The organism is Thioalkalivibrio sp. AKL9, from assembly GCF_000377825.1.
Taxonomy (GTDB): Bacteria; Pseudomonadota; Gammaproteobacteria; order Ectothiorhodospirales; family Ectothiorhodospiraceae; genus Thioalkalivibrio; species Thioalkalivibrio versutus.
Genome location: NZ_KB905125.1, coordinates 1 through 13934 on the forward strand (window position 1 = coordinate 1; position 13934 = coordinate 13934).

The following is a 13934-nucleotide window of genomic DNA, read 5'->3' on the forward strand; positions in this document are numbered from 1 at the left end:
GCCCAGGCCGGCCGTAATGGCCCCAGTGCCCTTCCAAAACGCTTCGGCGGGGCACCGAGCCGGATGCAGGCCCATTGATCAGTGTTTCCCTAGGTGTCGCACGTTGGCTTTCGAAGATGAATTTTGCACAAAATGTCAAAGAATCGTTTGGAAGTCGGGTGTTGATAGTCCGGTACGAAGACTTAACTACTAACCCGCTTGATGTCTCAAAAGACCTTTGTCGTTTTCTTGATGTGCAGGACGATGGCGAAGCGGACGCCATGGTTGCCCGGCGCACCTCCAAGCGAACAGGTTCGGATCCCACGATTCAGGCAACGTCCGGAGCAGCGTCGAAGTGGCAATTCGAACCCCAAGGGGAAATTATCAAAACACACGCGGAGGCTGGTGCCATTTCTGATGCGGTGTCCTGTTTATTAAACAATGCAACGCTGAATCATGAAGCTCTCGTCGCTATGGGCTATGAAGGGCCGGCGAGAAGCGCGAAAGAAGTCAGTGAGTTCTTCGGATACGAGGCGAATTGGGGCAAATCGAGAATTTCATGTGACAACCTGCAGTTAAGGGAATCCAAAAAGCGCCTGTATCAGTTTGGGTTCGAGATTGTGCGTTATTCCCGACCTAGGGTTGCCGGTTTCTGGTTCGGGAAAATATTTGATAGCTTCAGGAAGGTTGACCGATGACAGTAATTCGATTGTGAGCATACATGAGTGCCTGTTTTATCGACGATGTATATGACCGGGCGAGACCTGATAGCTAATTTAACGAAAACCGAGCGTGCCGCGCTGCGTCAGGGATTTTAGGAACGAGTATGCGGACTCTTTGGGGAAAGGGAATCAAAGATATTGACGGCGATGCACAGTGATGTGCTCATACATGACGGTGGCGGGCGATGACACAGATCATCCACTTCACGACCGTGCATCCGCGGGGTGATACGCGCATCCGGGTGAAGGAGGCGTCTTCGCTTGCCGAAGGTCTTGGCGGGGGTGTCGGGCTGTATGTTCAGGATGGGAAGGGGTCCGAATGTGATGAAGCTGCGAACGTTGAGGTGGTTAATACGGGATCGCCGCTAGGTAGTCGTGGTCGACGGATGGTGTGGGGGGCTTGGCGGATGTACCGGGCGGTGCGCGCGGCTCGGCCGCGGGTGGCGCATTTCCATGATCCGGAGCTGATTCCGGTGGGGCTGGCCTTGAAGCTGTCGGGCATTAAGGTGGTGTATGACGTGCACGAGGACGTGCCCCGGCAGATCCTGGGCAAGCACTGGATTTCGGCGTGGTTGCGGCGGCCGGTGGCCTGGGCGGCGGAAGCGTTCGAGTGGCTGGCGGGGCGGGTGTTCGACGGTGTCGTTGCTGCCACACCGACCATCGCGCGGCGCTTCCCGGATCACAAGACCGTTACAGTGCAGAACTTCCCCATCCTGGCCGAGCTGGTGGCGCCGGACCCGGTGCCGTACGAGCAGCGCCCGCCGCACTTCGCCTATGTCGGTGGGATTACGGGCATACGCGGGTCGCGGGAGATGGTGGAGGCCACGGGGCGCGTGGGTGAGTCCGCATGTCGGCTGCAACTGGCCGGCGGGTTCTCGCCCTCCACCCACGGCGACGAACTGGCCGGGCTGCCGGGCTGGCAGCGGGTGGTGTTTCATGGCTGGGCCTCGCGCCCGGAGGTGGCTGCGATCCTGGGTAACGTGCGGGCGGGACTGGTGGTGCTTCATCCCACCAAGAACTACCCGGATGCCTACCCCGTGAAGATGTTCGAATACATGGCGGCGGGCTTGCCGGTGATCGCCTCGGACTTCCCGCTGTGGCGGGAGATCGTGGACGGCGCCGGATGCGGCCTGCTGGTCGATCCGCAGGACTCGGCCGCGATTGCCGAGGCCATGGAGTGGCTGCTGGCCCACCCGGAAGAGGCCGAAGCCATGGGTCGGCGCGGCCGCGAGGCAGTGGAACGCCAGTACAGCTGGGCGCCGGAGGCGGAGAAGCTCCTGGCCCTGTACGAACGCCTGCTGCGCTAGTGTTTGGTTCATCGAAGGATACCGGGGAGGTGTTCGTCCGCTGAAGGGCATCGTGGACCCAAAACCGGACGGACCCAAAACCGCAAAACCAAAACCGGGACAGATTTATTTTCCGCTGCATGGATGGGGCGGTCGGGAGGAATGACCAGGGAGGGAAGGCATGCCAAGGATGGCGCGAGTGGTGTTGCCGCATATGCCGCACCATGTGGTGCAGCGGGGACATAACCGGCAGGTGGTGTTTGCCGGGGCGAGGACTACGAGCGGTACCTGGAGGATCTGCGGGAGCTAAGTAGTGCGCTGGAGATTCGGGTGTATGCGTACTGCCTGATGGCCAACCATGTTCACCTGTTGCTGGGGCCGGGCGAGGAGGACTGCTGGATCGATCCGGATCCGGCGTACCCGGACCTGGCGCATCGCGAAGCCGACCGGCGCGCGCTATATGCCCGGTTCGTGGAGCAGGGCGTGCCGGAGCAGGAGCTGACGCTGATGCGCGAGGCCCTCCAGCGCGGCCAGCTCACCGGCAACCCGCGGTTCGTGGACGAGGTGGAGCTGGGTGATCGGCCAGGGGGCTGGCCTCCTGCGGGGGTGGTGTTTACGCGGTGGTGGTCCGGGCCCGGGGTTCTGTGGGAGCGGGCTCGCCCGCGCATGACGGATGTATGAAAAATGTAAAAGAAATTGCCAATGTGCATAAGTGGCGGTAGGGTACGCGCATGATACCGCGCACTGCCGAAACACTGGTCCGGGAGCTGTTGAGCGGCTTTCCCATCGTCACGGTCACGGGGCCGCGCCAGTCCGGCAAGACGACGCTGTCGCGCGAGGTGATGGCGGATCGGCCCTATCGCTCCCTGGAAGATCCGGATGTGCGTGCGCTGGCGCTGGATGATCCACGCGGGTTTCTGTCGCAGTGCCCCGATGGGGCGGTGCTGGACGAGGTTCAGCGGGCACCGGAATTGTTCTCCTATCTGCAGACCCATGTGGACGGCGATGGCCGCATGGGTCGGTTTCTGCTCACGGGGTCGCAACAGTTCGGGTTGATGTCGGGGATTTCGCAGTCGCTGGCCGGGCGTTCGGCGTTTGTGGAGCTGCTGCCCTTGAGTCATGCCGAGTTAGTGGGAGCCGGACAGGCGCCATCGGCTCTGGATGCGATGATGTTCACCGGTGGTTACCCGGCATTGTATGACCGCCCGGTTTCTCCCCGTCAGTGGTTTCCGGCGTATGTGACGGCGTACGTGGAGCGGGATGTGCGCCAGTTGCTGCAGGTGCAGGATCTGGACGCCTTTCAGCGTTTTGTGCGGCTGTGTGCCGGGCGCAGTGGTCAGGTGTTGAACCTCTCATCCCTTGCGACCGATTGCGGTATTACCCACAACACCGCCAAGGCGTGGATCTCGGTGCTGGAGGCCAGCTATGTACTGTTTCTCCTGCGGCCGCACCATGCGAATTTCAACAAGCGGCTGATCAAGTCGCCGAAGCTGTATTTTCACGACACCGGGTTGTTGTGCTGGCTGCTGGGGGTGCAGACGCCGGAACAGCTGGTGGTGCATCCGCTGCGTGGGCAGGTGTTCGAGACGTACGTGATTTCGGAGTTGCGCAAGGCCTTTCTCAATCGCGGCGAGCCGCCGCTTTTCCACTTCTGGCGGGACAGCAATGGCAATGAGGTCGACCTGCTGATCGAGTGGGCGGGTGGCCTGATGCCGGTGGAGATCAAGTCCGGGCAGACGTTGAACCGGGATTTCTTCACCGGGCTGGAGCGCTGGATCGCGCTGGCCGGTGACATGGCCCGTTCGCCGACACTGATTTACGGGGGCGAGGGCGAGCACCAGCGGAAGGATGTGCGGGTGCTGGGCTGGGAAAGGGTTGGCGAGATTGTGTAGTGGATAAAGGTGGATACAGGGGGCTGTCCCCTTTTTCTCAGGATTCGGCCACGCCGCTGGTTTCTGTGGTGATGCCGCTGCACAACGCGGCGGATCGGGTTGAGGCGGGCGTGCGTTCGGTGCTGGGGCAGTCGCTGGCGGCCTGGGAGCTGCTGGTGGTGGACGATGCTTCCACGGATGACTCGGTGGCTCGGGTGGAGGCGCTGGCGGCGGGTGATGCGCGGATTCGGGTGTTGCGCCTGGAGCGCAATGGCGGGCCGGCGGTAGCACGGAATGCGGGCATTCGGGAGGCGCGCGGGCGGTATATCGCGTTCCTGGACAGTGATGACGCCTGGGCGCCGGAGAAGCTGACGCGGCAGGTGGCGTTGATGGAGCAGGGCGCGGTGTTCAGCTTTACGGCGATGGAGCGGTTCGATGAGCAGGGAAACCGGCTGGCTGTGGCCGGGGTGCCGGAGCGGGTCGGGTATGAGGAACTGCTGAAGACGAACTACATTGGTTGCTCCACGGCCATGTACGATACCCGGTTTTTCGGCAAGGTGGAGATGCCGCTGATCGATCGGCGACAGGACTATGGGCTTTGGCTTCGGCTGCTGAAACGGGTGGAGTTTGCGCACGGGCTGAATGAGCCGCTGGTGCGGTATACCGTTCGGTCGGGGTCGGTTTCTTCCAACAAGCTGACGACGGCGGGATACACCTGGCGGGTGTATCGGGAGCTGGAGGGGTTGTCGCGGGTGCGGTCGGCGTATTGTCTGGCGCATCAGACAGGGCGGGCTGCAGTGCGGAATCATTTGCCGCGGGTGGCGCGGCGGTTGGGGTGGCTGCATCCGGTGGGTGGGTGATTGAGGCCGCGTTGGTGTTGAAGGCGTTCTCGCCCGGGGGCGGGCGCCCGCAGGGGGCTGGGCCGGATTGGGTGGTTCCCAGAGTTTGGCAGGGGCTTCGCGGGCGAGCCCGCTCCTACGGTGTTTGTGTTACGCATGAGGGGTGTGTGTTGACGGTGATGTGGGGGCTTTGATGGGCCGGGTGCTGGTGACGGGGGCGTCCGGTTTTGTCGGGAAGGATCTGGTCGGTCGTCTCGCGGATGATGGTTCGGGCTGGATGCCGGTGGCTGGAGTTCGGGAGCGTCGTGGCCTGTTTGGAGAGGAATGGGCGTTGGGGCCCCTGGAGGCGTTCGGGGGGGAGGTCGGCTTGCCCGGGGGGCTGGAGGCGGTGGTGCACCTGGCGGCGCGGGCGCATGTGCTGGATGAGCCGGCGGCGGATCCGCTGGAGGCGTTCAGGCGGGTGAATGTGGAAGGGACATTGCGGTTGGCGCGACAAGCGGCGGACTCTGGGGTCCGCCGCTTTTTGTTTGTGAGCTCGGTGGGGGTGAACGGGAACGTGTCCCAGCGGCCGTTTACGGAGCGGGATGCGCCAGCGCCGCAGGAGCCGTATGCGGTTTCCAAGTACGAGGCGGAGCAGGGGCTTTGGAAAGTGGCTGCGGAGACGGGCATGGAGGTGGTGGTGATCCGGCCGCCATTGGTTTATGGCCCGGGGGCGCCGGGGAATTTTGGCAGCCTGCTGTGCTGGGTGAACAAGGGTGTGCCGTTGCCGCTGGGGGCGGTGACGCAGAACCGGCGCAGTCTGGTGGCGTTGGATAATCTGGTGGATCTGATAGTGACGTGTCTGGACCATCCGGCTGCGGCGGGGGAGACCTTTCTGGTGGCGGATGGGGAGGATGTGTCCACGGCCGGGTTGTTGCGCAAGGTGGGGGATGCGCTGGAGCGGCCGGCGCGGTTGGTGTCGGTGCCGGTGTGGTTGTTGCGGGCTGGGGCGGCGGCGCTGGGCAAGCGGGAGATGGCGCGGCGGCTGCTGGGGTCGTTGCAGGTGGATGCTTCGAAGGCGCGGGAGGTGCTGGGGTGGGTGCCGCCGGTTCCGCTGGATGAGGGGTTGCGGCGGGCGGTGGCGCCGTTGCGGCGGTAGCGTTGGTGGTGTTCTGGCTTTGGCGGGGGCTTCGCGGCCAAGGCCGCTCCTACGGGGGCTGCTCGTGCGAATCGATGGTTGCACCTGGTTGAAGCGTGACGCGTTAGAGGCGCTCGTTGACTGTGCGTGCAAAGGTCCGGAAGTCGTCGAGGTGGCGTGAGCACACGGCGTGGACGATCTCCCAGTTGATGCGCTCGTAGTTATGGACTGCGATGTTGGGAAAGCCGACGTCCTTCTTGAGCCGGTCGGCCAGGCTCGCTTCAATGATGCCGCCTTCAGCGAGACGGTCGAATGTCTCGCCCATGGTGTCCGGAGGTGGTAGCTCGAGCGCGGTCACGAGATGGGCTCCAATGTCGACACATTGTTGCACCGCACGGGAAAGGTTCAGGGCAATGATGTCCTGTGTATCCGGATCTTGCTGGAGTTTGTTGGGGTCGTCCGGGCAACGTTGCGCGACCCGCTGGACGCAATAGCGGAGCGTTTCGAGCTTTTGTTCGATTACCCGGCGATCCACGCTTGTCTCCGTTCGGCCAGAATGCGGTCGCGGTAGGGGGAGAAATCGGCCTGGTCGAGTAAGTGGCGCGTGAGGAAGCGGGCGTGGGCCTCGTCTTGTCCGGTCAGGCGGATGCCGCGTGTGACGATCTCGCCCAGTAAGGGTTCGCCGGCCTGGGTGAGGTCTACAAGGTCCACGGGACGACCGGTGGTGGAGGCAATTTCTTCGATGAGCGCGATGCGCGTGGTGGTTGGAAGCGGCGCGCCCGAGCTGACGGCGAGGTCGACATCGCTATGTGGATGCATTTTTCCGCTCGCCAGGGAGCCGAACAGAATGGCTAGCTCCAGCTCGTGATGGTGTCGCAACACGGCACGAATGCGATCGATTTCGGTGGGATGGCTCATGCATCCCAGTGTAGGGAGATGTCTTTGAATGTGCACGTTCGCATTCATGGGCGATTGGCGTCTCCTTGGTAGAGGCAACACTGGGGCGGGGAGGATTTTGTTGTTGGCCGTCATCCCGGAAACTGTGGAGTGGTTACCCGGGATCTCTGGCGTGGGTGGCCGCACCGGCGTTTGGCGTTTCTCTGACGTGGGAGATCCCGGCTCTTCGCTGCGCTACGGCCGGGATGACGATTTGGGGTGGCGCTGCGGCCGGGAGGACGGGGTGGGGTAGTGCTGCGGCCGGGATGACGATTTGGGGTGGCGCTGCGGCCGGGAGGACGGGGTGGGGTAGTGCTGCGGCCGGGATGACGGCAAGGGGTTACCACGGAGACTGCCTGCTCCGTCGCCCCGCAGGATTAACCTCCCGGGTCATCCCGGAAACGGCGAAGCCGTTATCCGGGATCTCCACCGTCCAGTGATAGCACAGTGGCTGTGGAATCCCATCCGTGCGCGATGCCGGCTCTTCGCTGCGCTACGGCCGGGGTGACGTTGTAGTGGTGGCGCTGCGGCCGGGATGACGGGGTAGGGTGGTGCTGCGGCCGCCGATGATGGATCGGCTGCGGGGGTTGGCTTTGGAGATCGCTTCGTCGCTTTGCTCCTCGCGATGACGGGTTGTAGTGGGGTGTGGTCGGGATGGCCGGAGGGGCTTGTGGGTCAGGTGAACCAGTCGGTGAGTGGGAGACTGGGGACCCGTTGGAACTCGGCCACGTTGCGGGTGACGAGGGTCGCGTTGTGGGCCAGGGCAGTGGCGGCGATCAGTGTGTCCATGGGGCCGATGGGTGTGCCCTGTTGCTCGAGGTGGGCGCGTATGCGGGCGGCATGGCTGGCGGTGGGTCGGTCAAACGGGAGGACGGTGACGACATGGAGTAGCTCGGCCAGCTGCTTTTGGCGTTTTTCGGGCTCGCTGGACTTGGCGATGCCGGTTTCGAGCTCGTACACCACCATGGCGGGAACGAGGACGTCGGAGGGTGCTGTGGCCAGCAGGCTTTCGGCGACCTTGCCGTGACCCTTGAAGAAATAGATCAGGGTGTTGGTGTCCAGGGCGTATTTCACAGCGCTTCGCGGGGGCTGTCCGGGGGCGTGTCGCGCAGTTCCTCGGCCGTGGGGAAGTCATTCCATTGACCGGCCAGGGTGCGGACGGAGTCGGGCCACTCGGTTCGGGTGTTTTCTTCTACCAGCCGTGCGACGAAGCGGCTGACGGGGATGCCGGCCGATTGGGCTGCGCGCTTGAGGCGCTGTTCGTGGTCATTGTCGAGGTAGATGGTGACTTGGCCCATACGTTCCTCCTGCTAGGCATATAAGTGGGATTATATGTTCGAGGGTGTCGCCTGGCCAATCGTTCCGTGACTACTGGGTGTACCGGGAATGCCCTTGCTGGGGGTTCGAAGACCCTATGCTGCTGGCTTGCGGTCCTGCTGTCATCCCGGCCGCAGCGAAGCGAAGAGCCGGGATCTCGTACGTAAGTGGTGGTACTGGCGTTGGTGTTTTCCTGACGTGGGAGATCCCGGCTCTTCGCTTCGCTGCGGCCGGGATGACGGGGCGGGGTGGTGCTACGGCCGGGATGACGGGGCGGGGTGGTGCTACGGCCGGGATGACGGGGTGGTGCTGCGGCCGCCGATGATGGATCGGCCGCGTGGGTTGGCTCTGGAGATCGCTTCGTCGCTTGGCTCCTCGCGATGACGGGGTGGTTGGGGTGTCTCCTGGTAATGAGGGTGTGATTGGTGGCTTTCGGACTTTGGCGGGGCTTCGCGGGCAGGCCCGCTCCCACAATGTAGGGGGCACGCCGGGTGCGAGGGCGGGTTGTGGATGGTGGGGCGGGTGCATTTGTACGTGGCGGCGGGCTGGGCCAAGATGGGCTTGTGGCAGGTATCGAAGCAATGGTGGTGAAAAGGTGAAGACGAGACAGCGAAGTACTGGAAGGATGTGGCTGGCCGCCGGGTCGGTGATGGACTTTTGGCCTTCGCATGATTACTCGGCATTTATGCCCGCTGGTTCCCTACAGCAGCGTATGGCGTTGCATTGGGCCTATGCGGGCGATCGGTTGCGCGCAGGGATTGAGCGCGTGGAATCCAGCCAGGGAAGGGAGATGACGGATGAGCGATCGGCCGACGGAGGGCCTACCTGAGGACCCGCCAGATGCCGCCAGCGAAAGTGGCGGTACGTTCGTGGCATTGGTGGACAGGCTGGAGGCCGGTTCCCTGTCGGCGGAGGAGCAACGGCGGCTCGCCGATCTTTTGGTTGCCGGGCCACCGGAGCTGGTGATGGCGGCAACGCGGCATGAATCATATAGCGGACCATTGCCGCACCCTGATCTCTTGAATCGTTTTGACGAGCCGACTCGCCGCGCCATCGTGCAGATGGCGGTGGATGAGCAGATGCACGCGCACCGAGTGCGGGAGCGCGGCCTGGAAGGCGCTATCGAAAAAGACCGCCGAGGCCAACGCTATGGAGTGATCATTGCGGTTGCGGGCTTGGGTGCGGCGGTTGCGATTGCGCCCTTCAGTGCGGTTGCGGCTGGCATTATTGGGACACTCGACCTGTTCGGTATGGTGGCGCTGTTCGTTGCGCCGCGGATTCTGGAGCGAGCCCGGCGTTCGGCCGAAACCGGTCCGCCTGCCTAACCAGGGATTGATCCATCGACGCGCTGGCTGCGCCTGACTGGCGTGCAAGTTTTGCCCGGGGCGGCTGTGTGCGCGGAGCACTGTTTCCCCGGGGTTGGTGGTTTTCTGGCTTTGGCGGGGGCTTCGCGGGCGAGCCCGTTCCCACAATAGGCCCAGAACAGGGTTGGAGTTCGGTGCGGAGGCTGCTGTGAGTCGGTGTAGTGGTATGAGTAATGAGCATCCCGGGAGCCGTGTCGCGGTTGCTCGGGATTTTTCGTTTTGGGGGTGATGTGGGCGTGGGAGATCCCGGCTCTCCACTGCGCTGCGGCCGGGATGACCAGGTGGTGGTAGCGCGGTGGGTGGTGGGAACGTTGCGGCGTTGAGGGTTGGTGGTTTTCGGGCTTTGGCGGGGGCTTCGCGGCCAGGGTCGCCCCCACGATTGAGGTAAGGCCGGCTTTGGGGGTTGAACTTGGAGATCGCCGCTTCGCTTTCCTCGTCGTGATGACGGTGAGGGTGCTGTGGTCGAGATGACGGGGCTTTTTCGGGTGTTCGCCGAGAGGGCTCGGCTCCACATTTGGCGATAAGGATGAGGGTGTTTTGATACGGGTTCTGGATGTTGTGTTGTCGGTGTTGGGGCTGGTGGTGGCGGCGCCGGTGTTGCTGGTGTTGTGGGTGCTGGGCTGGATGGAGTCGCGATCGCCGCTGTTTCGGCAGGAGCGGGTGGGGCGTTATCAGCGACCTTTTGTGCTGGTGAAGTTCCGCACGATGCGGCCGGATACGGCGTCGGTGGCGACGCATCTGGCCGAGGCCTCGTCGGTGACACCCCTGGGGCGCTTTCTGCGTAAGACAAAGCTGGATGAGCTGCCGCAGCTGTGGAATGTGCTGAAGGGCGAGATGAGCCTGGTGGGGCCGCGGCCGGGGTTGTTCAACCAGGAAGAGCTGCTGCAGGAGCGGGCGGCGCGCGGTGTGCTGGATGCGCGACCGGGGATTACCGGGCTGGCACAGATCCGCGGGATCGATATGTCCACGCCGCGCGAGCTGGCCGAGGTGGACCGTCAGATGCTGGATGCGCTGACGGTCCGGGCATATTTCCGGTATCTGGTGCTGACGGTGCTGGGGCGGGGATCGGGGGACCGGGTTCGGCCGTAGGGTCGGAGTGTGGGTTACCGCACTACGTCACAGCCAGGTCCCATGCGCCGTCATCCCGGAAACCGCGTCGCGGTTATCCGGGATCTCTGGCGTGGGTAGTGGTACTGGCGTTTGGTGTTGGTCCGGCGGGGGAGATCCCGGCTCTTCGCTGCGCTACGGCCGGGATGACAGAGTGTGAGGCCTGCGGTCGGGATGATCGAGTGGGGGTGCTGCGACTGGGACGACGAGCTGGTGGTGGGGCTTCGGCTAGGTTAACAGGGATATGGCGAGCAATGGTTGTCAGTTGACAACCATTGCTCCTAGGGCTAGTTTCACAGGGAGAGAGATGGGCAGGCGACGACATCCCAACAAGGACGTTGAAGCGGCTGTGGCCCATGCCGAGGCCAATGGTTGGCGGGTCGAGATGGCTGGTGGTCATGCCTGGGCGCGGTTGTATTGCCCCTGGAATGAACGGGAATGCCGTTGTGGAGAATTCTGCATCGTGAGCGTCTGGAGTACACCGAGGAACCCGTCCTCCCACGCAGGGCAGATTCGCCGCGTGGTGGAGGGGTGTACCGGAGGCCGTGTCGGTGAAGAGGAGCGATCATGAGCGCATACGAGTTCACGCTGAAATTCGCGATCCCGGAGGGATTGGATCGGCAGACGCTAGAGGGCCGGTTGTTTGAGGGTGGCTGCGATGATGCCCTGATCGGTACGGGCCAGAAAGGTCGGCTCGCGCTGTCTTTTGTCCGCGAGGCAGGCGCGGCACGCGAGGCGGTGGGCAGTGCGATTCGTGATGTACGCAATGCGATACCAGAGGCCCGTCTGGTGGAGGCGGCGCCGGATCTCGTGGGCGTGACCGATATGGCCGATCTGTTCGAGTTTTCCCGGCAGAATATGCGCAAGCTGGTGCAAACTCACCGGGACAGCTTCCCGTTGCCGCTGCACGAGGGGCATTCGTCGCTGTGGCACTTGGCGGATGTGCTGGAGTGGTTTGATCGCCAGGGGCGCACCGTTGATCCAACTTTGCACGAAGTGGCGCGGGAGAGCATGCAGGTGAATGTGGCCCGCGAGGCCGCGCGGCTGCGACGTCCTGACGATGCGGTGGCCGGGTAGCGGTAGCGCGCGCCACGTTCGCCTGACTGGGCGCGATACAGGCTCTTCGTTCCACCACGGCCGGCGTGATGGGGTAGGGCCCTACGGTGAGGTAATGGGATGGCCTGTGCGGTCGCCCTTGGAGGTCGCGGCGTTGCTTTGCTCCTGGCGATGACCGGAGGGGGCCCGGAGCGGCCCGTCAGGGTGGAGAGAGTTGGTGGTTTTCGGGCTTTGGCGGGGGCTTCGCGGGCGAGCCCGCTCCTACAGGGGGCATGTGGCTGCAGTGGCTCTGGGCCGTGTCGGAGACGGGCCTCTCGGCGATGGGGGTGTTGGTTGGGGCCCGTCGCCCAGTGGGCTGGGCTCCTACGGGGGATGCGGAGGTTCCTGGCGTCGCTCGGGTCAGTGCGCGGCGATTTCGTTGAAGAAGCTCGGGTTGTCCTGGATGGTAGCGAGGACCTTGGCAGCCAGTCCGGTGGGGTTGCGGCGTTTGGCTTCCCAGCTCTTGATGGTGTCGAGGCTCGTTCCCATGGCTTTGGCAAATTCCGCCTGGGAAACGCGCAAGTGGGCGCGAATGGCCTTCACGTCCGCCACTTCGTGGCGGGTGACGCGGCTGGCCGCTTTCTTGCCCTGCTTGATGTCGACCGCTTCCTGTAGTGATGTCTGGAGTTCGTCGTAGATGTTCATCAGGGAGCTCCCTCTGTTAGCCGTGAGGTTAGTGCTTTCAGGGCCGCCTTTTCGGTGGCGGTGAGGTTGTCTTTCGCATTCTTCGGGTAGGCCAGGATCAGGTAGATGATCTCCTTGCTCGCCAGAAAGTAGATGACGCGCCCGCCGCCCCGCTTGCCTTGTTGACCCAACCCGATGCGGATCTTGCGCAATCCTCCCGTTCCCTGGATCAGGTCGCCTTTGTCGGGTTGGGCGATCAGAGTGCACTGGAGTTCTTTCAGTTCATCATCCGTGGCGATCGTCTGAGATTGCCGGGTGAACGTTGGAGTTTCAATTAATTCAATGGCATGGAGCACTTGAGGCATATCCTTATGCCGGTTCTCGCTAGTGTACAGAGTACGCATGGGCCCACTTCCAGCGCAAGACGAAGCTGGCTCAGCTGCCGCAGCTGTGGAATGTGCTGAAGGGCGAGATGAGCTTGGTGGGGCCGCGGCCGGGGTTGTTTAATCAGGAAGAGCTGTTGCAGGAGCGGCCATCGCGTGGGGTGCTGGATGTGCGACCGGGGATTACCGGGCTGGTACAGATTCGCGGGATCGATATGTCCACGCCGCGCGAACTGGCCGAGGTGGACCGGCAGATGCTGGATGCGCTGACGGTTTGGGCATATTTCCGGTATCTGGTGTTGACGGTGCTGGGGCGGGGATCGGGGGATCGGGTTCGGCCGTAGGGTCGGAGTGTGGGTTACCGCACTACCTCACAGCCAGGTCCTATGCGTCGTCATCCCGGAAACCGCGTCGCGGTTATCCGGGATCTCTGGCGTGGGTGGTGGTACTGGCGTTTGGTGTGTCTTCGACGTGGGAGATCCCGGCTCTTCGCTGCGCTACGGCCGGGATGACGAGGTGGGGCGGCCCTGCGGCCGGGATGACGTTGTAGTGGTGGTGCTGCGGCCGGGATGACGGGGTGGTGGTGCGGCCGGGATGGCGGGGTCGGGGGCGCTGTGGCTTGGGGGGCGGTATTACGCCATGGATGGCGAAGGAAGATAGCAAAAATGCGATATACTCCATGGACGGTGCGTGTCGTACCACTCGCCTAGGGAGACGCTGATTGAATCGCACGTCCGCGTTGGTGCCCCCTGTTTTCCGAGACAAGGCGCGGCGTGCAGCGGGTAGTGGTTCTACCCGCAAGCGGCGCAACGCAGGATCGGGGAACAGGGGGCACCAACCCCACAAGCCATTGAAAGCAGGGGCTCGGCCGCTTTTGTGCGCGAACAGCGTTGCGGTTCCCTTGTGCAGAGTGACTGCACGGCAGTCACCGCGCCTTGTTCGCACGCAAAAGCGACTCGAGCGCGGACGCGCGATTCAATCAGCGTCTCCCTAGATGTGATCTCTCAATAGGTTGTCCACGGGGCGACTCCGAAGGATGCTGAGTTTGCCGACTTAGCCATTCCAAGGAGGACGCCCCGTGAACCTTCACCAAAATGCCTTGTTTGGACCGCGCGGTCGAGAGCGGATGGTCCGTTGTGTCGTGGATCGAGGCTGGAGCATTCGAGCCACGGCCCGCGCCTGTGACGTGGACCCGAAAGTCGTGCGCCGCTGGGTGCAACGGTTCCAGGAGGCGGGCCCTGCCGGCCTCCTGGATCGTTCTTCCCGGCCTCGGCGTCAGCCGCGTCGAACGCCG

15 protein-coding genes and 2 pseudogenes are annotated in these 13934 nt (G+C 63.5%); 11 read left to right on the forward strand and 6 right to left on the reverse strand.

Annotation, left to right across the window (positions count from 1 at the left end; translation table 11 throughout):
* Positions 1–116 precede the first annotated feature (116 nt).
* The 6 genes and pseudogenes from D573_RS14625 to D573_RS0113515 all read left to right on the forward strand — a co-directional run bounded on the left by D573_RS14625 (position 117) and on the right by D573_RS0113515 (position 5835).
* Positions 117–677, forward strand: a complete 561-nt coding sequence (locus D573_RS14625) for a sulfotransferase domain-containing protein (RefSeq protein WP_155984867.1) — start codon at positions 117–119, stop codon at positions 675–677.
* Positions 678–943: 266 nt separating this feature from the next.
* A complete protein-coding gene (locus D573_RS13950; RefSeq protein ID WP_231367877.1) occupies positions 944–2008 on the forward strand; it encodes a glycosyltransferase family 4 protein in 1065 nt (354 codons plus the stop codon).
* A 193-nt stretch (positions 2009–2201) separates the two neighbouring features.
* Positions 2202–2668 (forward strand): annotated as a pseudogene (locus D573_RS0113500) (transposase).
* A gap of 50 nt (positions 2669–2718) precedes the next feature.
* The gene (locus D573_RS0113505; RefSeq protein ID WP_018939120.1) at positions 2719–3879 is read left to right on the forward strand and encodes an ATP-binding protein; all 1161 of its coding nucleotides are present in this window, start codon (positions 2719–2721) and stop codon (positions 3877–3879) included.
* Positions 3880–3950: 71 nt separating this feature from the next.
* A complete protein-coding gene (locus tag D573_RS0113510) occupies positions 3951–4718 on the forward strand; it encodes a glycosyltransferase (RefSeq protein ID WP_018939119.1) in 768 nt (255 codons plus the stop codon).
* Between the two features lie 172 nt (positions 4719–4890).
* Positions 4891–5835 (forward strand): SDR family oxidoreductase, encoded by a 945-nt coding sequence (locus D573_RS0113515; protein WP_018939118.1) that lies wholly within the window; start codon positions 4891–4893, stop codon positions 5833–5835.
* Positions 5836–5938: 103 nt separating this feature from the next.
* On the opposite strand, the gene D573_RS0113520 is transcribed toward D573_RS0113515, so the two are convergent.
* The 4 genes from D573_RS0113520 to D573_RS0113540 form a co-directional block, all read right to left on the reverse strand.
* Positions 5939–6349, reverse strand: coding sequence for a DUF86 domain-containing protein (locus D573_RS0113520; protein WP_018939117.1), 411 nt, complete (start codon positions 6347–6349; stop codon positions 5939–5941).
* On the reverse strand, positions 6334–6732 hold the full coding sequence (locus D573_RS0113525; protein ID WP_018939116.1) for a nucleotidyltransferase family protein: 399 nt from the start codon (positions 6730–6732) through the stop codon (positions 6334–6336). Before D573_RS0113525 ends, D573_RS0113520 begins: the two co-directional genes overlap by 16 nt.
* 693 nt (positions 6733–7425) lie before the next feature.
* Positions 7426–7824, reverse strand: coding sequence for a type II toxin-antitoxin system VapC family toxin (locus tag D573_RS0113535; RefSeq protein WP_018939114.1), 399 nt, complete (start codon positions 7822–7824; stop codon positions 7426–7428).
* Positions 7821–8048 carry a hypothetical protein gene (locus D573_RS0113540; RefSeq protein ID WP_018176938.1) on the reverse strand — a complete coding sequence of 76 codons (228 nt, stop codon included), beginning with the start codon at positions 8046–8048 and terminating at the stop codon, positions 7821–7823. The genes D573_RS0113535 and D573_RS0113540 overlap by 4 nt, the downstream gene beginning before the upstream one ends.
* Positions 8049–8864: 816 nt before the next feature.
* On the opposite strand from D573_RS0113540, the gene D573_RS0113545 reads away from it, so the two are divergent.
* The 3 genes from D573_RS0113545 to D573_RS0113555 all read left to right on the forward strand — a co-directional run bounded on the left by D573_RS0113545 (position 8865) and on the right by D573_RS0113555 (position 11615).
* A complete protein-coding gene (locus D573_RS0113545) occupies positions 8865–9392 on the forward strand; it encodes a hypothetical protein (protein WP_018939113.1) in 528 nt (175 codons plus the stop codon).
* A 576-nt stretch (positions 9393–9968) separates the two neighbouring features.
* Positions 9969–10520 (forward strand): sugar transferase, encoded by a 552-nt coding sequence (locus tag D573_RS0113550; RefSeq protein WP_081618771.1) that lies wholly within the window; start codon positions 9969–9971, stop codon positions 10518–10520.
* A 585-nt stretch (positions 10521–11105) separates the two neighbouring features.
* Positions 11106–11615 (forward strand): AlpA family transcriptional regulator, encoded by a 510-nt coding sequence (locus tag D573_RS0113555; protein ID WP_018939111.1) that lies wholly within the window; start codon positions 11106–11108, stop codon positions 11613–11615.
* 378 nt (positions 11616–11993) lie between these two features.
* Here the strand turns inward: D573_RS0113555 and nadS are convergent, their stop codons facing one another.
* A complete protein-coding gene (gene nadS, locus D573_RS0113560) occupies positions 11994–12278 on the reverse strand; it encodes a NadS family protein (RefSeq protein WP_018939110.1) in 285 nt (94 codons plus the stop codon).
* Positions 12278–12613 (reverse strand): type II toxin-antitoxin system RelE/ParE family toxin, encoded by a 336-nt coding sequence (locus D573_RS0113565; protein ID WP_026287998.1) that lies wholly within the window; start codon positions 12611–12613, stop codon positions 12278–12280. The genes nadS and D573_RS0113565 overlap by 1 nt, the downstream gene beginning before the upstream one ends.
* 56 nt (positions 12614–12669) lie before the next feature.
* Here D573_RS0113565 and D573_RS13955 point away from each other — a divergent pair.
* Together D573_RS13955 and D573_RS15030 are read left to right on the forward strand one after the other, a co-directional pair.
* A pseudogene (locus tag D573_RS13955) lies at positions 12670–12984 on the forward strand (lipid carrier--UDP-N-acetylgalactosaminyltransferase); the annotation flags it as partial.
* A 734-nt stretch (positions 12985–13718) separates the two neighbouring features.
* Positions 13719–13934: leucine zipper domain-containing protein (locus D573_RS15030; protein ID WP_196800928.1), on the forward strand; the 216-nt coding region annotated here is incomplete at its 3' end.